19 protein-coding genes are annotated in these 21293 nt (G+C 64.5%); 13 read left to right on the forward strand and 6 right to left on the reverse strand.

Annotated elements, in window-relative coordinates; genetic code table 11:
* Positions 1-133 precede the first annotated feature (133 nt).
* The 4 genes from FNJ84_RS05280 to FNJ84_RS05295 all read left to right on the forward strand — a co-directional run bounded on the left by FNJ84_RS05280 (position 134) and on the right by FNJ84_RS05295 (position 4043).
* Positions 134-955 carry a TIGR00282 family metallophosphoesterase gene (locus tag FNJ84_RS05280; RefSeq protein WP_143791975.1) on the forward strand — a complete coding sequence of 274 codons (822 nt, stop codon included), beginning with the start codon at positions 134-136 and terminating at the stop codon, positions 953-955.
* Positions 952-1884, forward strand: a complete 933-nt coding sequence (locus FNJ84_RS05285; RefSeq protein ID WP_143791976.1) for a DMT family transporter — start codon at positions 952-954, stop codon at positions 1882-1884. Before FNJ84_RS05280 ends, FNJ84_RS05285 begins: the two co-directional genes overlap by 4 nt.
* A 7-nt stretch (positions 1885-1891) precedes the next feature.
* Positions 1892-3670 carry an SLC13 family permease gene (locus tag FNJ84_RS05290; protein ID WP_143791977.1) on the forward strand — a complete coding sequence of 593 codons (1779 nt, stop codon included), beginning with the start codon at positions 1892-1894 and terminating at the stop codon, positions 3668-3670.
* A 142-nt stretch (positions 3671-3812) separates the two neighbouring features.
* Positions 3813-4043, forward strand: coding sequence for a DUF1127 domain-containing protein (locus FNJ84_RS05295; protein ID WP_143791978.1), 231 nt, complete (start codon positions 3813-3815; stop codon positions 4041-4043).
* Positions 4044-4174: 131 nt separating this feature from the next.
* Here FNJ84_RS05295 and FNJ84_RS05300 read toward each other — a convergent pair whose 3' ends face one another.
* On the reverse strand, positions 4175-5959 hold the full coding sequence (locus tag FNJ84_RS05300; RefSeq protein WP_143791979.1) for an SLC13 family permease: 1785 nt from the start codon (positions 5957-5959) through the stop codon (positions 4175-4177).
* A 151-nt stretch (positions 5960-6110) separates the two neighbouring features.
* On the opposite strand from FNJ84_RS05300, the gene FNJ84_RS05305 reads away from it, so the two are divergent.
* On the forward strand, positions 6111-6854 hold the full coding sequence (locus FNJ84_RS05305) for a YebC/PmpR family DNA-binding transcriptional regulator (protein WP_143791980.1): 744 nt from the start codon (positions 6111-6113) through the stop codon (positions 6852-6854).
* Between the two features lie 122 nt (positions 6855-6976).
* Positions 6977-7438 carry a preQ(1) synthase gene (queF, locus tag FNJ84_RS05310; RefSeq protein ID WP_143791981.1) on the forward strand — a complete coding sequence of 154 codons (462 nt, stop codon included), beginning with the start codon at positions 6977-6979 and terminating at the stop codon, positions 7436-7438.
* A 66-nt stretch (positions 7439-7504) separates the two neighbouring features.
* Here the strand turns inward: queF and FNJ84_RS05315 are convergent, their stop codons facing one another.
* Positions 7505-8893, reverse strand: a complete 1389-nt coding sequence (locus FNJ84_RS05315; RefSeq protein ID WP_143792224.1) for a dipeptidase — start codon at positions 8891-8893, stop codon at positions 7505-7507.
* A gap of 166 nt (positions 8894-9059) precedes the next feature.
* Between FNJ84_RS05315 and hemA the strand changes: the two genes are divergently transcribed.
* Both hemA and FNJ84_RS05325 read left to right on the forward strand, forming a co-directional pair.
* Complete coding sequence (hemA, locus tag FNJ84_RS05320; RefSeq protein ID WP_143791982.1) at positions 9060-10289, forward strand: 5-aminolevulinate synthase; 1230 nt, start codon at positions 9060-9062, stop codon at positions 10287-10289.
* A gap of 159 nt (positions 10290-10448) precedes the next feature.
* Positions 10449-11693, forward strand: a complete 1245-nt coding sequence (locus tag FNJ84_RS05325) for a RodZ domain-containing protein (RefSeq protein ID WP_255471057.1) — start codon at positions 10449-10451, stop codon at positions 11691-11693.
* A 128-nt stretch (positions 11694-11821) separates the two neighbouring features.
* Here the strand turns inward: FNJ84_RS05325 and FNJ84_RS05330 are convergent, their stop codons facing one another.
* Positions 11822-12871 carry a dipeptidase gene (locus FNJ84_RS05330; RefSeq protein ID WP_143791983.1) on the reverse strand — a complete coding sequence of 350 codons (1050 nt, stop codon included), beginning with the start codon at positions 12869-12871 and terminating at the stop codon, positions 11822-11824.
* A 54-nt stretch (positions 12872-12925) separates the two neighbouring features.
* On the opposite strand from FNJ84_RS05330, the gene FNJ84_RS05335 reads away from it, so the two are divergent.
* From FNJ84_RS05335 to parA, 4 genes are all read left to right on the forward strand, one after another.
* Positions 12926-13636 carry a TRAP transporter small permease gene (locus tag FNJ84_RS05335; RefSeq protein WP_143791984.1) on the forward strand — a complete coding sequence of 237 codons (711 nt, stop codon included), beginning with the start codon at positions 12926-12928 and terminating at the stop codon, positions 13634-13636.
* On the forward strand, positions 13633-14955 hold the full coding sequence (locus FNJ84_RS05340; RefSeq protein ID WP_143791985.1) for a TRAP transporter large permease: 1323 nt from the start codon (positions 13633-13635) through the stop codon (positions 14953-14955). Before FNJ84_RS05335 ends, FNJ84_RS05340 begins: the two co-directional genes overlap by 4 nt.
* A 36-nt stretch (positions 14956-14991) precedes the next feature.
* Positions 14992-15315: an antibiotic biosynthesis monooxygenase gene (locus FNJ84_RS05345; protein ID WP_143791986.1), complete on the forward strand. Its 324-nt coding sequence runs from the start codon at positions 14992-14994 to the stop codon at positions 15313-15315.
* 63 nt (positions 15316-15378) lie between these two features.
* Entirely contained in the window at positions 15379-16014 is a 636-nt protein-coding gene (parA, locus tag FNJ84_RS05350; protein ID WP_143791987.1) for a ParA family partition ATPase, read from the forward strand.
* A gap of 44 nt (positions 16015-16058) precedes the next feature.
* On the opposite strand, the gene glyS is transcribed toward parA, so the two are convergent.
* From glyS to FNJ84_RS05365, 3 genes are read right to left on the reverse strand one after another with little or no spacing between them, the layout of a single operon-like run.
* Positions 16059-18278: a glycine--tRNA ligase subunit beta gene (glyS, locus tag FNJ84_RS05355; RefSeq protein ID WP_143791988.1), complete on the reverse strand. Its 2220-nt coding sequence runs from the start codon at positions 18276-18278 to the stop codon at positions 16059-16061.
* Entirely contained in the window at positions 18278-18766 is a 489-nt protein-coding gene (locus FNJ84_RS05360; RefSeq protein ID WP_143791989.1) for a DUF6446 family protein, read from the reverse strand. The genes glyS and FNJ84_RS05360 overlap by 1 nt, the downstream gene beginning before the upstream one ends.
* Positions 18763-19689 (reverse strand): glycine--tRNA ligase subunit alpha, encoded by a 927-nt coding sequence (locus tag FNJ84_RS05365; RefSeq protein ID WP_143791990.1) that lies wholly within the window; start codon positions 19687-19689, stop codon positions 18763-18765. The genes FNJ84_RS05360 and FNJ84_RS05365 overlap by 4 nt, the downstream gene beginning before the upstream one ends.
* A gap of 84 nt (positions 19690-19773) precedes the next feature.
* Between FNJ84_RS05365 and FNJ84_RS05370 the strand changes: the two genes are divergently transcribed.
* Positions 19774-21258 (forward strand): peptidoglycan-binding protein, encoded by a 1485-nt coding sequence (locus FNJ84_RS05370; RefSeq protein WP_185968429.1) that lies wholly within the window; start codon positions 19774-19776, stop codon positions 21256-21258.
* Positions 21259-21293 lie beyond the last annotated feature (35 nt).

The raw sequence follows: 21293 nt of genomic DNA on the forward strand, positions 1-21293 counted from the left end.
CCACATTGAACAGTTCATCTCGGATCCTTCTATCAGTGATTGTGTTGATGGAAAGTTGGCAACTCAAAATTTAGCGACATTCCGCTGATCGCGGTGACTTGCCGCCGATCGGCGCATGGCTTAGGCCACGGGCATGAAAATCCTGTTTCTGGGCGATGTGATGGGCCGCGCCGGGCGCCGCGCCATCATCGAAGAGCTGGCCGGCCTGCGCGCGCAACTGCGTGCCGATTTCGTCGTGGTCAATGCCGAGAATGCCAGTGGCGGCATGGGGCTGACGGGCGCGCATGCCCAGCAATTGCTGGATGCAGGCGCCGATTGTCTGACCCTGGGTGACCACGCCTTCGATCAAAAGGACATGCTGGCCTTTATCGAGAAAGAGCCGCGTGTCATCCGGCCGCTGAACTTTGCGCGCGAGGCGCCCGGCAAGGGCGCGCGGGTGTTTCAGGATGGGCGCGGGCGCAAGATCCTGGTGGCGCAGGCATTGGGCCAGGTGTTCATGAAGCGCCCCTTTGACGATCCGTTCTCGGCGGTCGATGCGGTGCTGCGTGCGCATCCGCCGGGCGGGCTGGTCCAGGCGGCGCTGATCGACTTTCACGCCGAGGCGACCAGCGAAAAAATGGCGATGGGCCATTTCTGCGATGGCCGCGCCAGCGTGGTCGTGGGCACTCATACCCATGTGCCGACCGCCGATGCCCAGATCCTGAACCGAGGCACCGCCTATCAAAGCGATGCCGGCATGTGCGGCGATTATGACAGCGTCATCGGCATGGACAAGGCCGAGCCGATGCGCCGCTTTCTGACCGGGATGACCCGCGAACGGTTTACGCCGGCGAATGACACCGCGACCCTGTGCGGGCTGTTCGTGGAAACCGATGATCGCAGCGGGCTTGCCACCTCGGTCCGGGCGATCCGCAAGGGGCCGAGGCTGCTGCCCGCCATCGAGACCCCGACGTGAGACTGCTGGCCATCCTGATCGCACTCGGGTTGGTCTGGGGATTGCAGGTCAGTTTGACGAAATTCGCCACGCTGGCGGGGTTTCGTGATTTCGGAATCACCTTCTGGGTGTCGATCATCGACGCCGCGCTGTTGCTGCCGATGGTCGGGCGGCTGCCGCTGCATGCGGGGGCGCTGCGGGTTTATGCCTTTGTCGGGCTGGTCGGGACGACCTTGCCCTCGACCGCATCGGTCATCGCCGCGCAGCATCTGCCGGCTGGCCTTGTCGCCGTCGGGCTCAGCTTTGCGCCGCTGATCGCGCTGCCCGTTGCGGTGCTGATGGGGACGGATCGCTTTTCAGTGCAACGGGTGCTGGGCCTGCTGGCGGGCCTGATCGGCGTGGTGCTGATCGTCGCGCCGGGGACCGGGCTGGCAGGCGGCGCAATTTCGCCGCTGTTCCTGTTGGCGCTGATCGCGCCGTTCTTTTACGCATTAGAGGGCAACGTGCTGGCCCGTCACGGCACGGCCGGGCTGGCGCCGATGCAGATGGTGGCGGGCGCGGCCATCGTGTCGATGGTCATCACCGGACCGGCAGCGGTGATCCGGGGCAGTTTCATTCCGCCTGGCGACCTGCTTGGCCCGGCGGGCGCAGCGGTTTTGGGGGGCGCGATCCTCAGCGTGTTTGCCTATGTCGGATATCTGTGGCTGATCGGGCGGGCAGGGGCGGTCTTTGCGGTGCAGGTGTCCTATCTGGTGACCGGATTTGGCGTGATGTGGTCGATGCTGATCCTGTCGGAACGCTTTCCACCGGGGTTCTGGATCGCGCTTGCGGTGGTGATGCTGGGCGTGTTTCTGGTGCAGCCGCGTCCACCATCCTTGCAGGCGGCGCTGGAATCGGGAAAGAATGCCCCGGATGGGGCGATGGGCGACGATAATGGACGCCCGCAATGAGGGTTGAATGTTCGGAATAGAGCTGACCGGAACCGCCTCGGCGATCGCTACGCTGTTCATCATTGCCGGCATGCTGACGCTGTTCGTGCGCGAGACCTATCCGCCCGAGGTCACGGCCATTCTTGGCGCAACCGTGCTGCTGGTGGTGGGTATCCTTGATCCGGGGCATGTCGCAGGCGTGCTTTCCAACCCCGCGCCCTGGACCATCGCCTTCATGTTCATCATCGTCGGCGGTCTGGTGCGCACTGGCGCGCTGGACTGGATCGGCCAGAAGGCCGCGCGCCATGCCGGCGATCATCCGATGATGACCCTGGGGTTGGTTTCGGTCGTGGTCTGCACCATGTCGGCCTTTGTCAACAACACGCCGCTGGTCGTGGTGATGATGCCGATCTTCATGCAGTTGGGCAAAGAGATGGGGAAATCCCCGTCCAAGCTGCTGATTCCGCTTAGCTATCTGTCGATCCTTGGCGGCACGGTCACGATGATCGGGACCTCGACCAACCTGCTGGTTGACGGCGTTGCGCGGCAGTCGGGGATGGAACCCTTCAGCATTTTCGAGATTTCGCCCGTGGGTATCCCCATGGCCATTGTCGGGATCCTGTATCTGCTGTTCGTGGCCCCCAGCCTGCTGCCCGACCGCGATTCCATGTCGCAGCTGATGTCGGGCCGCACCAAGATGAAATTCTTCACCGAGGTCGCCATCCCCGAGGATTCGGCCCTTGTCGGCAAGGCGCTGGACGAGATCGACATCTTTACCCGCGACACCGCCCGCGTCATCGACGTGCTGCGCGGCGATGCCTCGCTGCGGCGCGATCTGTCAGCGGTGCGGCTTGAACCGGGCGACCGCGTGGTTTTGCGAACCCCCATGTCCGAGGTGCTTGGCCTGCAAGGCAACAAGGATCTGCGGATGGTCGACAAGCTGAGTTCGGTGCAGACCTCGACTGTCGAGGTGCTGATCACGCCGGGCTGTCACATGGTCGGGCGGTCGCTTGGCTCGATGCGACTTCGCCGCCGCTATGGCGTCTATGTGCTGGCCGCGCATCGCAAGAACCAGAATATCGGCCGGCAGCTGGATGACCTGGTCGTCCGCGTCGGCGATACGCTGCTGCTGGAGGGCGCGCCAGCCGATATTCAGCGACTGGCCACCGATATGGAGATGGTCGAGGTCAGCGCCCCGTCCGAGCGCGCCTTCCGCCGCAGCCATGCGCCGATTGTCGTGGCCACGCTGATGGGTGTGGTGGGGCTGTCGGCGCTTGAGGTGGCGCCGATCCTGCTGCTGGCCTTTATCGGGGTTTGCGTGGTGCTGGTCACCCGCTGCATCGACGCGGACGAGGCGCTGAGCTTTGTCGACGGCCGCCTGCTGGCGCTGATCTTTGCCATGCTGGCCGTGGGGGCGGGGCTGGAAAATTCGGGCGCGGTGGAACTGGTGGTGGCGCAGGTGGCGCCCTGGCTGGCGACCCTGCCGCCTTGGGCGATTGTCGCGGCGGTCTATCTGCTGGCCATGGCCTTGACAGAAACCGTCACCAACAATGCCGTGGCCGTCATCGTCACGCCGGTGGCGATTTCGCTTGGCAATCATCTGGGCGTCGATCCGCGCCCCCTGGTGATTGCGGTGATGATGGGGGCCTCGGCCAGTTTCGCCACGCCCATCGGTTACCAGACCAATACGCTGGTCTATGGTCCGGGCGGTTATCGCTTTGTCGATTTTATTCGCGTCGGCCTGCCGCTGAATTTCATGATGGCGGTGGTCGCCTCGACAGTGATCCCGATCGTCTGGCCGCTGTAGCGGCGATGACCTAGCGTCAAGCATTCTCTGCCATGTGTCTGATGCAAACCGGCTTTGCGGCATCGGCGGTTGTCCGGGGCGACGCGGTCGTCCATCTTTGCCGTCAGGGGGGACGACGTAGACGACTGCAAGGAGTCCTGAAATGGCCGATATCACCAGCCACGCCCCGAAATCTTCCGCCGCCAATCTGGGCAGCCTGCTGATCGCGCCTTTCCGTGCCATTGGCAACGGGCTGATCGCCCTGGCCGAAGCCGGCCCCCGGATGGCGCAGGTGCGCAAGCTGAACGCGATGAGCGACGAAGAGCTGGCAGCCCGTGGCACCACCCGCGCCGAAGAAGTGCGCCGCATCTTCTCGAACAGCCTCTATATCTGATCCATATCGACGGCCGCCCCGGCGGCATGATCGGACAAGGCCGCGCCGCCCGTCACAGATCGGGCGCGCGGCTTTGTTGTTCGCGCCGCCGGGAAACGGCACAGCAGAGGGCAGCGCGGTAAATGCGATGCTCAGGTCAGCGGCCAGACGATCAGCAGCATGGGCACGGCCACGATCATCACGATCACCTCAAGCGGCAGGCCCATCCGCCAATAATCGCTGAAGTGATAATCCCCCGGACCCATGATCAGGGTGTTGTTCTGATGCCCGATCGGCGTCAGAAAGGCGCAGGCCGCCGATACGGCGACACCCATCAGGAAGGCGTCGGGATTGACGCCCAGCTGTTCGGCCAGGCGGATGGCCACGGGGGCGGCCAGGATCGTGGTGGCATTGTTGTTCAGCACATCGGACAGAAACATCGTCACCACCATCAGCAGCACCAGCGCCACCCAGGCCGGATAGCCCTGCGTCATCGTCGCGATCAGCCCGGCGATCAGCGCCGTGCCGCCGGTGGAATCCAGCGCCAGGCCAAGCGGGATCATCGACCCCAGCAGCACTACCACCGGCCAGTCGATATGGTCATAGACCTCGCTGATCGACAGCACGCCGAACAGCACATAGGCGACCAGCACACATCCAAGCGCGATCGGCATCGTCACCAGACCGAAACTGGTCGCGATGATCGCGATGACAAACAGGCCAAGCGTCACCGCCATCTGCGTCTCGCGCATGACCGAGCGCGATGCCCCGTCCAGACGCAACCCCCCGATCGCATCCAGAACCTCATCCACCCGACTTTCGGGCATCAGCAACAACAGCAGGTCACCGGGCTGGATCCGCTCTCGCTGAAGGTGGGTGCTGATGATCGCCCCCCGCCGCCTGAGGCCGATCAGCACGGCGTCATGGCGGTTGACCAATCCGATCCCCTGCGCGGTGCGCCCGGCGATCCTGGACCGGACGGGAACCAGGCATTCGACCAGCTCCTGCCCTTCGTCGCTGCGTCTTGCGCGGGGCTCCTGCCGGCCATCGGGAAAGGCCAGCTTGTGACCGGAACGGAAATCGTCCAGTTCGTCCATGCCGCCGCGTATCGCCAGCACGTCGCCCGACTCCAGCACGATCTGGTCGAGCGGCCCCTCGACCGGATGACCGTGGCGCGACACGCTGCGAATGCGGACCTCGGCCTTGGCGGCATCTTCGGACAGGTCACCGACAGTCTTTTCCAGAACCGTGCTGCTGTCAGTCACGATCAGCTGCGCCTGATACGCGCGCGTCGGGGCATGATCCGCCCCGGCATGCGCGCCATCGTTGCGGATCGGGATCAGCCGCCAGCCGATCAGCGCGACAAAGGCGATGCCTGCCGCCGCGACGGCGCCGCCCACGGGCAGGAAATCGAACATCCGATAGGGCTCGCCCAGCACATCCTGACGAAAGCCCGAAACGATCAGGTTCGGCGGCGTGCCGATCAGCGTCAGCATGCCGCCCAGAATGGTCGCAAAGGCCAGTGGCATCAGCGTCAGCCCGGCGGCGCGGCCAGCCTTGCGCGCCATCTGCATGTCGATGGGCATCAGGATCGCCAGCGCCGCGATATTGTTCATGAAGCCCGACAGAATCCCGCCAATGCCGCCCATGACCGCGATATGGCCCGTCACCGACCGGCCCTCGGATACCAGCAGTCGGGTCAGTGCGGCAACGGCACCCGACCGGCGCAGCCCTGCCGTCACCACCAGGATCAGGGCAACCACCATGGTGGCCGGATGGCCAAAGCCCACGAAGGCCTGGTCACTGGGGACGACCCCGGCCAGAACCGCCGCCATCAGCCCCGCGAAGGCCACCAGATCATGTCGCCACCGACCCGAGAACATCAGCACCATCACGGCGCCGAAAATGGCAAACAGCACCAACTGATCGAAACTCATCCCGCCCTACCTCGTACCGGTCTTGCCTCCGAAGATAACCCCGTGAGGCGATTGCGCAATGCGGGACTGCGCTGGTGGCTTGCGATTCCCCGCCGGGCTGGACTAAAAGCGCCGCAAATCCGATTGACGATGACCGCAAGGACGAAGTGACATGGCAGGCCATTCCAAATGGGCGAACATCCAACACCGCAAAGGGCGGCAGGATGGGATCCGCGCGAAACTGTTTTCCAAGCTGTCGAAGGAAATCACCGTCGCGGCCAAGATGGGCGACCCCGATCCCGACAAGAACCCACGCCTGCGCCTGGCGGTGAAAGAGGCCAAGTCGAACTCCGTCCCAAAGGACGTGATCGACCGCGCCATCAAGAAATCGCAGGTCGGCGAGGGCGAGAATTACGAAGAGATCCGCTATGAAGGCTATGGCCCCAACGGCATCGCGCTGGTCGTCGAGGCGATGACCGACAACCGCAACCGCACCGCGTCCAACGTGCGCAGCTATTTCACCAAATCGGGCGGCGACATGGGCCAGACCGGCTCGGTCAGTTTCATGTTCGATCGCATGGGCGAGATCATGTATCCGCTGTCGGTAGGCGATGCCGACACGGTGATGATGGCCGCCATCGAAGCCGGTGCCAGCGATGTCGACACCGATGACGAGGGCCACTGGATCTATTGCGCCGATACGGATCTGAACGAGGTCTCGACCGCACTGGAGGCCACCCTGGGCGAATCCGAGACGGCCAAGCTGATCTGGAAGCCGCAGGCCCCGACCGAGATCACCGATCTGGAAACCGCCCAGAAGCTGATGAAGCTGATCGACAATCTGGAAGATGACGATGACGTGCAGAACGTCACCGGCAATTTCGACCTGTCCGAAGAGGTCGCGGCGCAATTGTGACGCCGCGAAGCCGGGGGGCGTCGCCCCCCGGACCCCCCGAGGATATTTTCATGAAGAAGAATGGCGCAGCGCGATCCGCGCCATCCCGGTCGCAGCCCACCCGGTCAAAACAGGACAATGAGATGAGCCATTACACCGATTCCCTGACCCAGCTGGGTCAGTCGACGCCTCTGCCAAACAACCCCGAACAGGCGGTGTTGGAGCGGGTTCCGAACCCTCAGCCCGGCCAGCTGTATCTTGTACGCTTTACCCAGCCCGAATTTACCAGCCTCTGCCCACTGACCGGCCAGCCCGATTTCGCCCATCTGGTGATCGACTATGCACCGGGCGACTGGCTGGTCGAATCGAAATCGCTGAAGCTGTTTCTGGGCAGTTTCCGCAATCACGGCGCATTTCACGAGGATTGCACCGTCGGCATCGGTCGCCGGCTGGTTGATCTTCTGGCGCCGCAATGGCTGCGCATTGGTGGCTATTGGTATCCGCGCGGGGGCATGCCGATCGACGTGTTCTGGCAGACCGGCCCGGTGCCGCAGGACCTTTGGCTACCGGATCAGGGCGTTCCCGGTTATCGCGGGCGCGGCTGATCCGGCTTTCTTCTTCATTCAAATATCCTGGGGTGAGGCGCGGCCCGCGCCGAGGGGCAACGCCCCTCAGCCCCGCAATTCCGCCAGAATACGTGCCCAGGACCGTGCGCCCTTGGCGAAGCTTTCAACATTATATTTCTCATTCGGGGAATGGATTCGGTCATCCTCACGGCCAAAGCCGATCAGCATCGAATCCATTCCAAGCATGCGCTTGAAATCCCCGGCAATGGGGATCGAGCCACCGGCCCCGATATAGGCCGCCTCGCGCCCCCATTCCTCGGTCAGCGCCTGCTTCGCCGCCGCGAATGCCGGATCAGAGGTATCCATCACGCTGGCCGGGCTGCCACCGTGTTCATGGAACTCGATCTGGCAATCCGCCGGAAGATGCGCCTGCATATGCGCGCGAAATGCGGCGCGTACCTTGGCCGGATCCTGCTGGCCGGTCAGGCGGAAGCTGACCTTGGCGCGAGCCTCGGCTGGCAGGACGGTCTTGAACCCGTCGCCGGTATAGCCGCCGCTGATGCCGTTTATCTCGGCCGTCGGCTGGTTCCACATCATTTCCAGCGGGTCGCGCCCCTTTTCGCCAATCGGGTATTTCAAACCCACCTCGGCCAGAAATGCGCCGACATCGAAGCCAAGCGCCTGCCAGTTGCGGCGCATTTCGTCCGTCAACTCTTCGACCCCGTCATAGAAACCCGGCAGGGTGATGCGACCGTTTTCATCCTTCAGCGCGGCCAGCGCCGTGGCCAGCACCATGATCGGGTTGGCCGCCAGCCCGCCGAAATGGCCCGAATGCAGGTCACGATCCGCCGCGCGTACGACGATTTCCTCGCCCACCAGCCCGCGCAATTGGGTGGTGATCGCCGGTCGGCCATCGGCGTAAAGCCCGGTATCGCAGATCAGCGCCAGCGAGGCCCGCAATTCGTCCGCATTCGCGTCAAGGAACGGCAGAAGCGAGGGCGAACCCGATTCCTCTTCGCCCTCGAACAGCAGCACCAGGCCCGAGGGCAGGGCGCCATGCACCGCCTTCCAGGCGCGGCAGGCTTCGACAAAAGTCATAAGCTGTCCCTTGTCATCCGATGCGCCCCGCGCACGGATGATCCGGCCCGCGGCTGTATCCTGGATGGCGGCATCAAAGGGCGGCCGGTCCCACAAACTCAGCGGATCGACCGGCTGCACGTCGTAATGGCCATAAAACAGCAGCGTTCGCCCCTCGCCTGGCTGCGAATGCGCCACGACCATGGGGTGCCCGTCCGTGTCGCGAAGGGATGCCTGAAAACCCAGTATTTCCAGTTCGTTACGCAACCATTCCGCGGCCGCGCAGACATCGCCATTATGCGCCGGGTCGGTCGAGATCGAGGGGATGCGCAGGAAATCCAGCAACCGCTGCAACGCCGTGTCCAATCCCTTGTCCAGTTGGGTCAGGACCAGGTCCAGCTTTTCCGTCTGCGCCATATCAGCCTCGCTTTCCTTACTGATTTTCATCGTTTTCGGCATACGCCTTTCGCCGCATTGCGACAATTTGACCCTGTCATTTCCGATCATTGGAAGGTAACAAGACAAGACGCGCGTGATCAGGACCATGATCGCACCCAGCCAGCTATGCAAGGGACACGCCGGGATGAATTACGACGCCGCTTTGGATCAGGCTATCGGCAAGCTTCACGAGGAAGGGCGCTATCGCACCTTCGTTGATATCGAGCGTGCCAAGGGCCGGTTTCCTCGGGCCGTCTGGAATCGCCCCGATGGCGAGAAACAGGACATCACCGTCTGGTGCGGCAATGACTATCTGGGCATGGGGCAGCATCCGGTCGTCCTTGGTGCCATGCATGAGGCGCTGGACGCGACCGGCGCGGGTTCTGGCGGCACGCGCAACATCTCGGGCACGACGGCCTATCACAAGCGGCTTGAGGCTGAACTGGCCGATCTGCATGGCAAGGATGCCGCGTTGGTCTTTACCAGCGCCTATATTGCCAATGATGCCACGCTTTCGACCCTGCCGAAGCTGTTTCCGGGGCTGATCATCTATTCCGACGCGCTGAACCATGCCTCGATGATCGAGGGGATCAAGCGCAATGGTGGCGCCAAGCGCATCTTCCGCCACAATGACGTGGCCCATCTGCGCGAATTGCTGGAGGCCGACGATCCGGCGGCGCCCAAGCTGATCGCCTTTGAATCCATCTATTCGATGGATGGCGATTTCGGTCCGATCAAGGCGATCTGTGATCTGGCCGACGAATTCAACGCCCTGACCTATCTGGACGAGGTTCACGCGGTCGGCATGTATGGCCCGCGCGGTGGCGGTGTGGCTGAACGCGATGGGCTGGCCGGTCGAATCGACATCTTCAACGGCACGCTTGGCAAGGCTTTTGGCGTCTTTGGCGGCTATATCGCGGCCAGCGCCCGGATGGTGGATGCCATCCGGTCCTATGCGCCGGGCTTCATCTTCACCACCTCGCTGCCGCCTGCGGTCGCGGCGGGGGCGGCGGCCTCGATTGCCTTTCTGAAGGGGGCAGGCGGGCAGGAATTGCGCGAGAAGCAGCAATTGCACGCGCGCATCCTGAAAATGCGGCTGAAAGGCCTCGGAATGCCGATCATCGACCATGGCAGCCATATCGTGCCCGTCCATGTCGGCCATCCCGTGCATTGCAAGGCGCTTTCCGACATGCTGCTGGCCGATTTCGGCATCTATGTGCAGCCGATCAACTTCCCCACCGTGCCGCGCGGCACGGAACGGCTGCGCTTCACCCCCTCGCCGGTCCACGATAGCGGGCAGATCGAACATCTGGTTCGTGCGATGGATGCACTGTGGTCACGCTGCGCGTTGAATCGCGCCGAAATCGTGGCGTAAAATGCCTTGGGGGGTGTGAGGCTCTCACATCCGTGATAATCTTTCCTTAGTTAAAGGGCGTTATCTTCGTGATTCGCGAAGGTGGCTGATAATCGCGCTGTGAGGCAGTTCGGAATGAGCGGTATTCGGGCGACTGGCCCGGAAGAGGAGGTGTATCCGATGACGGACACCACCGGAATTTATGACGATGACACCAGGCTTGGTGACATCATGCGTGGCGAAAGGGCGACCAAGGGCAAGTCGCTGCTGGATGTTCAGCGCGAGCTGCGGATTCGTGCGTCCTATGTGGCGGCGATCGAGAATTGCGACATCACCGCCTTTGACGCGCCCAGCTTCATTTCAGGCTATGTCCGATCCTATGCGCGCTATCTGGGCATGGACCCGGATTGGACCTTTCGCCGTTTTTGCACCGAATCGGGCTTCCAGCCGACGCATGGCATGGCCCCCGCCGCAGCAGGTCCAAAACCCGTTCGCCGGCCTTCGGACCCGGCCGAGGCGCTGGCCAATCCGCGCGCGCTGTTCATCCCGCAGCCCGAAAGTTTCTGGTCCTCGGTCGAACCGCGGGCCATCGGCTCTCTGGTGGTGCTGATCGCGCTGATCGCGGGTCTGGGCTATGGCGGCTGGTCGGTGCTGCAAGAGGTGCAGCGCGTGAATCTGACGCCGGGCGATGATGCGCCTGCCGTGGTCGCCGATCTGGACCCGGTTCAGGGTGGCGGTCTGCCGCAGCCCGAGCTTGATCCGGCCGAGGGGGTCGATCTGGCCGCTCGACTGCCGCAGCCCGAATCGCTGGATCGCGCCTATCGCCCGCAGATTCTGGAAGCGCCGGTGCTGACGGCGCGTGACGGGCCGATCTCGGCCATTGATCCGGGCCTGATGCAGCCGCCGGCACCTGCCGAGGCGGTTGTGGCTTCTGCTGATGGTCAGGTGGTGACACCCGTTCCGGTCCAGTCGGGGACTGCGGCGGCGCAGGCCATGGGCTTTGGCCCGCAGCTGCCGGTCGAGCAATTGGCGGTGCGGACGGTTGCGCCCGATGCACCGGAATTGCAGCTGCTCGCCGCGCGTCCGGCCTGGGTTCGGGTGACCGCATCCGATGGCACGGTTTTGCTGGAAAAGATCATGGATCAGGGGGAACGGTTCACGCTGCCCAATCTGGAAGAACCGCCCTTGCTGCGCACCGGCAATTCGGGCGCGGTCTATTTCGCGGTCAATGGGCGCACCTATGGTCCGGCCGCCCCCGGCCCCCAGGTCGTCAAGAATGTCGAGCTGTCGCCGGCCAGCCTGACGGCCAAATATGCCTTTGCTGATCTGACGGCCGATCCCGAACTGGCGCAGATGGTAGCCGTCGCTCAGGCCGATCCGGCCACGGTTGGCAACCCAGAAGGCGAATCCGCGCGCACTGAATAACCCGTCGCACCGCATTGCACGGCCCGGCGAAACAGGTGCCGGCTTGGCCGGTCGGATGCTCTCAATCAGTGCGCTGTGGCCGGGGGAACCGGCCGCAGCCCTTTGCGCCGGGTGTCGTCGGCGCGCCGTTACTGGCCCCAGGTCCGCTGCAACAGGTTGATCCAGTTCTCGCTGGCGATCTTGCGGATCAGCGCTGCGTCATAACCGTGATCGGACATGGCCTGGATCAGGGCCGGCAGTGCCGCCGCATCGGCCAGATCGGCCGGCATCAGCGCCCCGTCGAAATCGGACCCAAGCGCCACGCCATCCTCGCCCAGGATGCCAAGCAGGTGATCCAGATGGCGCAGGATCGGTGCGAAACCCGTGAAGGGGATGCGCCGGCCATCCTCGCGCAGGAAGCTGACGCCATAGTTCAGACCGACCAGACCGCCGCTGTCGGCGATGGCGTGCAGCTGTCGGTCGGTCAGGTTGCGCGGCGTGGCGCATAGGGCATGAACGCAGCTGTGGCTGGCAACCAGAGGCGCATCTGACAGGCGCGCCACGTCGTTGAACCCGGCCTCGTTCAGATGCGACAGATCGACCATGATCCGCAGCTTGTTGCATTCGCGGATCAGATCCTGGCCGGCCGCGCTCAGCCCCGGTCCCTGATCGGGGCCCCCGGGATAGGCGAAGGGAACGCCGTGGCCAAAGATCGTCGGCCGCGACCAGACCGGCCCAAGCGAACGCAGCCCCGCCGCATGCCACAGATGCAGCGCGTCCATGTCGCGGATCGCCTCGGCGCCTTCGATATGCATGATCGCGGCGATCCGGCCGTCCGTGATGCTGTTGCGAATATCGGCGGCGCTTGTGACCACGTCCAGCGTGCCGGTCCGTTCCATCCGGCGCAGCGCAGCTGCCTGTCGGAACGCATGGGGCAGGGCAGGATCGTGCGGTATCTCGGCCGCCAGCGGCACGGCATAGGGCGGATTTTCCATCATCCGCGCGATGTCGGCGCCGTTCGGGTTTTCCTCGGCCGGAACCCAGATCGCGAAAAAGCCGCCGACCATACCGCCCTGTTTCAGGCGCGGCAGATCCATATGCCCGGTGCCATCGCCATCCTGCCACAGACTGTCAGCCTGATCCCCCGCAGCAACGGCGCGTTGCAGATAGTCGTTATGCCCGTCAAATACAGGGATCATCGTCGTCTCCAATTCGTTTTGGCCCCCTAATGCACTGTTCCGGGCACATGGACAATGGCGCCCCTCCGCATCATAACCACCCCGACCGGAACCGGAGGTCTTGATGCCAACCCATTGGTGGATCGGCGCTTTGCCGCTGGTCTTTTCGCCTGCGTCCTTGCCTGCCTCGGCGCCGGGACAAGCCGTCACAGCCGGCATTTCGCCGCGAATACGGGCCGCGACCGGATGAGGGGCTGCATCGAAAACATGGCCCGCGTCAGTGCGCTGGCCGGCGGTGCGGTGCTGCTGGCGCTGATCGCCATGACCTGTCTGTCGGTCATCGGGCGGGCCGGGTTGACGCTGTCGGCGCTGTTCGACCTGCCGGGGGTTCTCGGACGCCTGCGCCCGGTTCGCGGCGATTACGAATTGATCGAGATGGGCAGCGCCATCGCCGTTTTCGCCTTCCTGCCATGGTGTCATCTGACCCGCGCCCATGCGCGTGTCGATCTGTTGCAGGGCCGGCTGCCGCACTGGCTGGATCACGGACTGTCGGTGCTGTGGGATTGGGTGATGCTGATCGCCACGCTGATCATCGCCTGGCGTCTGTGGCTTGGAATGCTGGGCAAGATCGCATCGGGCGAGACAAGCTTTCTGCTAGAGTTGCCGGTCTGGTGGGCCTATGCGGTCGCCATGATCTTTGCCGTGATCGGCGTGATCGTGGCACTGTCGGTTGCCATCACGCCATCCCGGCCCGGCGGTGCAGCCCCGGCGGAGGACGCAATGTGACCAATCTTGAGCTGGGCTTCTGGTCCTTTCCGGTCCTGTTGCTGCTGATTCTTGCGCGCGCGCCGATTGGCCTGGCGATGCTGCTTTGCGGGGGCGGTGGGCTGTGGCTGGCTACGGGCAGCCCGAACATGATCCTGGCCAAGCTGAAAACCGAACCCTTCTCGGCCTTTTCGACCTATTCGCTGTCGATCATCCCGATGTTCCTGCTGATGGGGCAATTCGCGACGCTTGGCGGGATGAGCACGGCACTGTTCCGCGCCGCCGAGTCCCTGCTGGGGCATCGCCGGGGCGGGCTGGGCATGGCGGCCGTCGGTGCCTGTGCCGGCTTTGGCGCGATCTGCGGCAGTTCGCTGGCCACCGCCGCGACCATGGGGCAGGTGGCATTGCCTGAACTGCGGCGCGCCGGCTGGTCGGGCGGGCTGGCCACGGCGACGCTGGCCGCAGGTGGCACATTGGGCATCCTGATTCCGCCCTCGGTGGTGCTGGTGCTCTATGCCGTGCTGACCGAACAGAATGTCGCCAAGCTGTTCATGGCGGCCTTTGTGCCGGGGGTGCTGGCCACGCTTGGCTATATGCTGGTCATCCGGCTGTATCTGGCCTGTCATCCGGCCGAGGCGGGAACCATCCCGCGCATCGGCTGGCGGCTGCGGCTGCGGGCCTTGCTGGCGGTCTGGCCGGTGCTGGCGATCTTTCTGCTGGTGGTTTTCGGTATCTATGACGGCTGGTTCACCCCCACCGAGGGCGCGGCGATCGGCGCCGCCGGCACCGGGCTGGTCGCGCTGGCCTCGGGGCGATTGGGGTGGTCAGGGTTGAAAGCGGCCATCATGGCCACGGCCTCGGGGACGGCGATGGTGTTTTTCATCGTGCTGGGTGCGGCGATTTTCAATTCCTTCCTGGCGCTGACACAGGTGCCTCAGACCCTGTCGGCCTGGGTCATCGCTGCCGGGTTGCCGCCCTATGGCGTTCTGGCGTTGATCTTGCTGGTCTATCTGCTGCTGGGCATGGTGATGGACAGCCTGTCGATGATCCTGCTGACGATCCCGATCTTCTTTCCGGTGATGGCCAGTCTGGATTTCGGGCTTGCCCCCGAGGAGATGGCGATCTGGTTCGGCGTGCTGGTGCTGATCGTGGTCGAGATCGGCCTGATCACCCCGCCGGTGGGAATGAACCTGTTCGTGCTGGCGGGGCTGGATCCCGACACCCCGGTGACAGCGACCTATCGGCGGGTGATCTGGTTCGTCGCGGCCGATCTTGCGCGGGTCTGCCTGTTGGCGGCCTTTCCCGCGATCGTGCTTTTCGCGATCCGAGAATCGGCCTAGGCTTGGGACAGCCAAGCCCAGCAGAAAGGCCACGCCATGCCCGATATTCGCCCCGATTTCGACGGCCAGACGGTCATCACGACCTTCGAGGTCACCCCCGGCAGCGCCGAGGACGTGCTGGAGATGTTGCAGGCCGCATGGGATCAGGTCATCAGCAAACAGCCCGGTTTCATCGCCGGGGCGATCCATCTGAATGACGCCCATACGCGCATCGCGACCTATTCCCAATGGGGCGACCGCAAGGATTATCAGGCCATGCTGCGCAGCGCCGAGATGCGCCGCCGCAACCGCGAAATCCATGCCATGTGCAAAAGCTTCGAGCCGGTGATGTATGAGGTCCAGAACGTCTTTCGGCGGTGATGCTGCGGTTGCAAAGCGCCGGGGCGCGATCCATCATCGCCCAGTGATTGCAGGGGGATTCGCATGGCCGGACAGATCATCACCGTGGCCCAGCAAAAGGGTGGCTCGGGCAAGACGACCATCGCCGTAAATCTGGCCGTGGCGCTGCGTTCGCGGGGGCATTCTGTGGCGCTGATTGATACCGATCCTCAGGGCAGCATGGGCCGCTGGTTCATCGAACGGATGCAGGTATTCGAGGAAGACGAGGCGCTGGAATTTTCGACCTCGTCGGCCTGGGGCGCGTCATACGAATCCGAAAAGCTGAAGAAGCGCTTTGATTTCGTGATCATCGACACGCCACCCAAGATCGACAGCGACCTGCGCCCGGCCTTGCGCGTGGCCGATCTGGTGCTCGTGCCGGTGGCGTCAAGCCATGTCGATCTGTGGGCGACCGAGGGCGTGCTGGACCTTGCCCGCCGCGAAAAGGCGCCGGTGCTGATCGTGCTGAACCGCACCAAATCGGGCACCCGCCTGGGGGCCGAGATCGCCGAAAAGGTGGCCGAACTTGGGGCCGAGATCGCCGACACGCAGCTGGCCAACCGCGTCGCCTATGCCGAGACCCTGGGGCAGGGCCTTAGCGCGGCGGAAAAAACCCGCGCCACCCCGGCCCGTATCGAGATTGAGGCCCTGGCGGATGAAATTCTGGCCAAGACCAACTGATTGCGGCCTGGTCCGGCCCGGCGAACCGGGCCGGTGACGATGGCTCAGCCCTCGATCTTCGTGAAATCGGCGATCTGCCGCCCGGCCTCGCGGATGCGGCTGAGCAGGTTCAGCCGGTTGCGGCGCAGGATCTGGTTGTCGCTGTTGACCTGAACCGCCTCGAAAAAGGCGTCGATGGGGGCGCGAAGGGCGGCGATGGCCTGCATGGCGGCGGGGAAATCCTCCGCCTTGGTCGCCTGACGGATGGCCGGTTCGGCGGTGTCGAGCGCCTTGAACAACGCGCGTTCGGCCTCGGTCTCGGCGAATTTCTCATCCGCGCCGAAGGAATATTCGACGCCGTCCTTTTCCTCGGCCTGCGTCAGGATATTGCCCGCGCGCTTGAGACCCTGGGTCAGGTTCTTGCCGTCCTCGGTTTTCAGCATGTCGTTCAGCGCGACGCTGCGATTCACCACCAGCACGAGGTCGTCATTGCCGGGCTGCGCCAGCACGGCGTCGATGATGTCGTGGCGGATGCCCTGGTCGCGGAGATAGACCTTGAGGCGGTCGTGGAGGAAGGCGAGGAGGTCGGTGGCCGCCTGAGCGGCCTCGTCAGCCCAGAACGCAGCCTTTTGATCATCACCACCTCCGAAGCCACCTCCTGAAGCCATGACAAAAAACTCAATGCTATAGTCAGGCTGTGGACCAAAACCATATCCATCACCACGGCCAGTTCCATGCGGGTTGGTGTCAATGAGGCATTTGCTCATCAAATGGTTGATGAAGCATTGGGTCGAATGAACGCGCAGATTGTTCCCCAACACCAACCGAATAACCCCCAACGCCGCTCTCCGCAGCGCAAACGGGTCCTTCGAACCCGTGGGCTTTTCGTCAATCGCCCAGAAGCCCGTCAACGTGTCGATCTTGTCGGACAGCGCCACGGCCACCGAGACCGGCGCGGTCGGCACGTCGTCGCTCGGCCCAAGCGGCGAGTAGTGGTCGCGGGCGGCGTCGGCGATGGCCTGGGGTTTGCCAGCGGCCAGCGCATAATAGCGGCCCATCGTGCCCTGCAACTCGGGGAACTCGCCCACCATCGACGAGCGCAGGTCGAGCTTCGCCAGCTGCGCGGCTTCCTCGGCATGATCCGGGTCGGCACCGACCAGCGGCGCGATTTCGCGCGCCAGTGCCGCAATGCGGGCGATGCGGTCGGCTTGGGAACCCAGCTTGTTATGGAAGGTCACCGATTGCAGGCCCTCGGCCCAATGGGTCATGCCGGCGCGGGCCTCTCGCAGGTCGTTTTCATAGAAGAAGGCCGCATCCGACAGCCGCGCGGCCAGCACGCGCTGGTTGCCCGCAAGGATGGTCGTGCCGTCATCGGGGGTTTCGATATTGGCGACGGTCACGAACCCCTCGATCCGGCCCGTCTTGGGATTGCGCGCCGAGAAGAATTTCTGGTGCTCTTTCATCGAAGTTTGCAGCACCTCGGGCGGCAGGTCGAGAAAGCGGTCCTCGATCACCCCCATCAGTGGCACGGGCCATTCGACCAGACCCGCAACCTCGGCCAGAAGCCCGTCATCGGGGACGATCTGCCAGCCACGCGCGAAGGCCAGGTTTTCGGCTTGGCTGCGGATCTCGGCCTCGCGTTCGGCGCTGTCCAGCATGACGCGGGCGCGGCGCAGTTTGGCGGCGTAATCGTCAAAGCCCGTGACCGCGAAGGCGTCGGGGGCCATGAAGCGGTGGCCGCGCGTGGTGTCGCCCGCGGTGATGCCCTCGACCGTCAGGGGGACGACCTGCGCGCCCGCCTCATCGGTCAGAATGCACATGATGGAATGCAGCGGGCGGACCCAACGCATATTGCCCGACCCCCACCGCATGGATTTGGGCCATGGAAAGTTGCGGATCGCGGCTTCCAACACCTCGGCTACGATCTCGGCGGCGGGGCGGCCGGGGCGGGTGATGGTGGCGAACCAGACCTGGCCCTTCTTGTCGTCGCGCGCCTCAAGCTGGTCGCGCGTCAATCCGGTCGAGCGCAGAAAACCCTCCAACGCGGCATCGGGCGCATCGGTGCGGGGGCCTTTGCGTTCCTCGCGCGTGGTGGGGCTGTTGGCCGACAGGCCCTCAATGGCAAGGGTCAGGCGGCGCGGGGTGGAAAAAGCGCCAGCGCTGGCATAGGTCAGCCCGGCCTCGACCAGCCCGTCGGTCAGCAGTTTCCTCAGGTCCTCGCGGGCGCGCGCCTGCATCCGGGCGGGGATTTCCTCGGAAAACAGTTCGATCAGAAGGTCGGGCATCAGTCCATCACTCCGCGTTCGGGTGTCTTGTCGTTATATTGGTGCCAGCCATAGGCGCGGCCATCGGGATAAATCGCCAGCACCCTGTCCACATCGGGGCGAATCTCTGGCGTTCCCAGCACCGCCACTGCCGCGCCCGATGCAAGGTCATGGCCGATCTGGTCGGCATCATAGCAATCGAACCAGCCGGGGCCGTTCAGCGGCGTGGCGCCGTCATAGGGGATCAGGCTTTCGGGCAGGGGTTCGCTGGTCAGCCGAAAGCAGGCCCGCCAGCGCAGCGGCGATGAACTGGCGTCGATACCCTGAAAATCGGTCAGCGACAGGGGCATCATCGTGCCGTCGGCCGCCGATTGGGTGTTGATCTGCGCGCCGGGGCCGTCTGCCTCGATCCGGTCGTAAAAGCCATAGACCTGCGCATACCAGACCCCCGCACCGGCGGCGGCTGTGCTGAGCGCCAATGCGGCGACGGCGACCTTGCCCCAGTTCATGCCGCATCCTCGCGCGCGGCATCGGTGGTCAGGAACAGGTCGGCACAGGCCTTGGCCAGCGCCCGCACCCGGCCGATATAGGCCTGACGCTCGGTCACGCTGATCACGCCGCGCGCATCCAGCAGGTTGAAGATATGGCTGGCCTTGATCGCCTGGTCATAGGCGGGGTGGGCCATCGGGATGCGGCGGCCGGCGCTGTCCTCGGGGTCGGCGGCAAGGATGCGCGCGCATTCGTCCTCGGCATCCTTGAAGTGCTGGAACAGCATCGCGGTATCGACCTGATCGAAGTTCCAGCGCGAATATTCGCGTTCGGTCTGGCGGAAGATGTCGCCATAGGTCAGGGGGATCGGGCTGTCAGGGTCGTTAAAGGGCATGTCCATCACATGTTCGACGCCCAGCACATACATGGCCAGACGTTCCAGCCCATAGGTCAGCTCGCCCGAGACGGGGCGGCAGTCATGGCCGCCGACCTGCTGGAAATAGGTGAACTGGCTGACCTCCATGCCGTCGCACCAGACCTCCCAGCCCAGACCCCAGGCGCCAAGCGTGGGCGATTCCCAGTCATCCTCGACAAAGCGGACATCGTGGATCATCGGGTCCAGGCCGATGGCGCGCAGGCTGCCCAGATACAGATCCTGCAAATCGGGGGGCGAGGGTTTGATGATCACCTGATATTGATAATAGTGCTGCAACCGGTTCGGGTTTTCGCCGTAACGCCCGTCCGTCGGGCGACGTGAAGGCTGGACATAGGCCGCAGCCCAGGGCCTGCTGCCAAGGCTGCGCAGCGTGGTCGCGGGGTGGAAAGTGCCGGCGCCGACCTCCATGTCATAGGGTTGCAGCACCGCGCAGCCGGTCGCGGCCCAGTAATTTTGCAGGCGCAGGATGATTTCCTGAAAGCTGCGGGGTCGGTTGGGGCTGGTCATCTGGGCCATCCTTTTGCATAGATCATGCGAAGCTTGGCGCCTTCTAGGCGCGGCTTGGGACAGGGTCAATTGCGGGGTCGGCGGATGCGGCGCTTTCATTGGATGCTTATGGCGGCGTGGCTGCCCGGTGCGGCATTGGCGCAGGCGCAGGACGCGCAGGTTGTGATCCGTATCGAGGCCAAGCGCGGCGAGGCTGCAACGGCCCAGGCCGCCGAGGGCTGGCGCAACCAGTTCGAGGATGTTGTGACATTCCCGCTGGCGCGCGGCTGGACCGGGATCGGGCTTGGGCCGATGCCGGCAGATCAGGCTGCGGCGCGGCTGGAACAGCTGAAGGCCGAGGGCAAGGTTCCCGCCGACAGTTTCGTGGCACCGCAGGAAGCCGATATGGTGCTGACCACCGTGGCCGCGCCCGATCCGGCCGCCGCGACTGCCGCCGCAGCCACTGATGCCGCCGAAATACCGGCCGATGCGGCAGGGCAGGCGGTCACCGACACCCCTGAACCATCGGCGGAATCCGCGACGGATACGGATCAGACCCCGGCCGTTACGCCGCCGCCCGCCGCGGCGGTGCCCGGGTCTTACATGCGTTTCGAGTCATTTCAGGACCGTGCAGCGGCGGATGCGGCGCTAGAGACCTTGCGCCAGAACATTCCCGATGCGGGGATGTGGGAATTGCCGAGCGGTCGCTTTGCCATCGGGCTTGGGCCCTTGGCCGAGGATGTGGCGGCGGCCTGGCTGGTGGCCTTCAAGGCCGCCGAGCTTGTGCCCGGCGATGCCTTCCTGGCGAGCGACGCGGAAATCGGCATCCCGGTCGGCGACGGTGCTGCTGCTGCTGCCGCACCCGATCTGCCCGCCCCGCCGGCCGAGCCGGCCGAGCTGCCGCCGCTGGATCAGGTGCAGCGCGCCTTGCGGTGGGCGGGATATTACGATGGCACGATCGACGGTAAAAGCGGCCCCCAGACCCGCGCCGCCATCAATGCCGAGATCGCCGCCGAACGCTTGTCGCCGGATGCCGGGACGGCCATGGCCAGGCTGATCGAGCGTCGTGCGGCCTGGCGCGACGAGATGGGGCTGTCGCAGCTGGACGACGCCTATACCGGCCTGTCGGCGGTGGTGCCGATGGACCGGCTGGCCTTTGACCGCAATGAACGGGTGCTGTCGATCTATGGGCCCAGGGATGGTTCGGGTGCGGCGCTGATCCTGTTCTCGCAGCCAGGCGGGCAGCAGGAACTGATCGACCTGTCGGGGCTGGTCATCGCGCTTGGCTGGGTGCCTCAGCCGCGCCGCGAGGTGCAGCCCGGCGCGATCACCCTGCACGGCCGGAACGCCACGCATATCGGCCATGCCGAGGGGCGGGTGCGCGACGGCCGGGCCGAGGGCTTCGTGCTGATCTGGCCGATTGGCGACGAGGCCAATCAGGGCCGTGTCGCGGCCGAGCTGTCCGACAGCTTTACCCGTTTTGCGCCGGCGGAAAACGATCCCCGGCCCGCCTCCACCTCGACCGGCGCAGGCTCTGCGATCGGCGCCCCGCAGGTGGTTACGGACCCGGTGCAGCCGCCGGCCGATTGATCCGCCTTGCGGTCGCTGCGGGCCGCGTCCAGACT

The sequence above is a fragment of the Paracoccus sp. M683 genome (assembly GCF_007096355.1).
Classification (GTDB): Bacteria; Pseudomonadota; Alphaproteobacteria; order Rhodobacterales; family Rhodobacteraceae; genus Paracoccus.

Bases quoted from the DNA above. Each gene is read 5' to 3' on its own strand.
- FNJ84_RS05280 (WP_143791975.1), top strand. From the start codon at position 134: ATGAAAATCCTGTTTCTGGGCGATGTGATGGGCCGCGCCGGGCGCCGC.
- FNJ84_RS05290 (WP_143791977.1), top strand. From the start codon at position 1,892: ATGTTCGGAATAGAGCTGACCGGAACCGCCTCGGCGATCGCTACGCTG.
- FNJ84_RS05295 (WP_143791978.1), top strand. From the start codon at position 3,813: ATGGCCGATATCACCAGCCACGCCCCGAAATCTTCCGCCGCCAATCTG.
- FNJ84_RS05300 (WP_143791979.1), bottom strand. From the start codon at position 5,959: ATGAGTTTCGATCAGTTGGTGCTGTTTGCCATTTTCGGCGCCGTGATG.
- FNJ84_RS05305 (WP_143791980.1), top strand. From the start codon at position 6,111: ATGGCAGGCCATTCCAAATGGGCGAACATCCAACACCGCAAAGGGCGG.
- queF (WP_143791981.1), top strand. From the start codon at position 6,977: ATGAGCCATTACACCGATTCCCTGACCCAGCTGGGTCAGTCGACGCCT.
- FNJ84_RS05315 (WP_143792224.1), bottom strand. From the start codon at position 8,893: ATGGCGCAGACGGAAAAGCTGGACCTGGTCCTGACCCAACTGGACAAG.
- hemA (WP_143791982.1), top strand. From the start codon at position 9,060: ATGAATTACGACGCCGCTTTGGATCAGGCTATCGGCAAGCTTCACGAG.
- FNJ84_RS05325 (WP_255471057.1), top strand. From the start codon at position 10,449: ATGACGGACACCACCGGAATTTATGACGATGACACCAGGCTTGGTGAC.
- FNJ84_RS05330 (WP_143791983.1), bottom strand. From the start codon at position 12,871: ATGATCCCTGTATTTGACGGGCATAACGACTATCTGCAACGCGCCGTT.
- FNJ84_RS05335 (WP_143791984.1), top strand. From the start codon at position 12,926: ATGGCGCCCCTCCGCATCATAACCACCCCGACCGGAACCGGAGGTCTT.
- FNJ84_RS05345 (WP_143791986.1), top strand. From the start codon at position 14,992: ATGCCCGATATTCGCCCCGATTTCGACGGCCAGACGGTCATCACGACC.
- parA (WP_143791987.1), top strand. From the start codon at position 15,379: ATGGCCGGACAGATCATCACCGTGGCCCAGCAAAAGGGTGGCTCGGGC.
- glyS (WP_143791988.1), bottom strand. From the start codon at position 18,278: ATGCCCGACCTTCTGATCGAACTGTTTTCCGAGGAAATCCCCGCCCGG.
- FNJ84_RS05360 (WP_143791989.1), bottom strand. From the start codon at position 18,766: ATGAACTGGGGCAAGGTCGCCGTCGCCGCATTGGCGCTCAGCACAGCC.
- FNJ84_RS05365 (WP_143791990.1), bottom strand. From the start codon at position 19,689: ATGACCAGCCCCAACCGACCCCGCAGCTTTCAGGAAATCATCCTGCGC.
- FNJ84_RS05370 (WP_185968429.1), top strand. From the start codon at position 19,774: ATGCGGCGCTTTCATTGGATGCTTATGGCGGCGTGGCTGCCCGGTGCG.